The organism is Streptomyces sp. MBT65 (assembly GCF_016612545.1).
In the GTDB taxonomy this organism is placed as follows: Bacteria; Actinomycetota; Actinomycetes; order Streptomycetales; family Streptomycetaceae; genus Streptomyces.
In genome coordinates this window covers 1-978 of record NZ_JAENRY010000738.1, presented here as the reverse complement: position 1 = coordinate 978, position 978 = coordinate 1, and the positions used below count along the sequence as shown (strand labels likewise).

1 protein-coding gene and 1 pseudogene are annotated in these 978 nt (G+C 73.0%); both read left to right on the top strand.

What is annotated here, in order from left to right:
• Positions 1-214: pseudogene (locus JHN63_RS51895) on the top strand (GNAT family N-acetyltransferase); the annotation flags it as partial.
• A 64-nt stretch (positions 215-278) separates the two neighbouring features.
• Positions 279-503: a DUF2277 domain-containing protein gene (locus JHN63_RS51890; protein ID WP_200692052.1), complete on the top strand. Its 225-nt coding sequence runs from the start codon at positions 279-281 to the stop codon at positions 501-503.
• Positions 504-978: the final 475 nt, after the last annotated feature.

Below are 978 nucleotides of genomic sequence, written 5' to 3'. Positions count from 1 at the left end.
ATACCGGTGCCGCCCGGCGGCCCGAGCCACCTCCACCACGGCTCGGGCCGCCGGGCGGCACCGGTATCTGCACGCCTTTCCGAGCGTCGACCACCACGCGTCGAACTCCGTATGCCGCAAAGCCGGGTTCACCCTGCTCGGTGAGGCGGAGTTCGAGTACCCCAAGGGGCACTGGATCACGTCCAACGACTGGCGGTTCGACCTCGAAGCGTGAGGCCGCGCCGGTCAGTTGGTGTGCGTGGTGTGCGGTATCGCGGTCGGCGCGCGAGACTGGACGCATGTGCCGCAGCATCAAGACTCTCCGACCGCCTGCCCAGCCCGACGAGGCCACGGAGGAGGAGATCCGTGCCGCCGCGTTGCAGTACGTGCGCAAGGTCTCCGGCTTCCGGGCACCGGCCGCGCACAACCGCGAGGTGTTCGACCGTGCGGTCGAGGTGATCGCGGAGGCTACGGCCGAGCTGCTGGCGGGGCTTGAGGTGCGGGGCGCTTCGCGGGGGGCGTAGTGGTCAAGGCGCGGGTCGGTGGGGGCTGGCCGCGCCCACGCGGCGGAGCCGCACATGCCACAACGCCGCGCCCGTGGAGGGCGATCGCCTGCGGCGCCCGACCCGTCGGGACGCACCCGCCGCTCCGGCGCCCCTGACACCTCCATGGCGCAGCGCCTCGGCACCCCGGCTGCTTCCGCATCACATTCAACTGCCCGGCGCCCAGGCACACTCGCCTCTGCGGCCCGGTCCCTAGGGTGCGACGGTCGCTCCTGCTGCCCTCGGCTGCTTCCGCATCACATCAGCTGCCCGGTGCCTGGGCACGCTCGCCTCCGCAGTCTGGCCCCTGGGGTGCGACGGTCACTCCCGCTGCCCTCGGCTGCCTCCGCATCACACACGCCGCCCGGCGCCCCGGCATGCTCGCCTCCGAGGCCTGGCCCCATGGCGTAACGGCTGCTGCTTCCCCCGCCCAGCCGCTCCGGCGCAGCCGTTACGC

What these genes read in the sequence shown, in the direction of transcription:
- JHN63_RS51890 (WP_200692052.1), top strand. Translation starts at nt 279, where the DNA reads ATGTGCCGCAGCATCAAGACTCTCCGACCGCCTGCCCAGCCCGACGAG.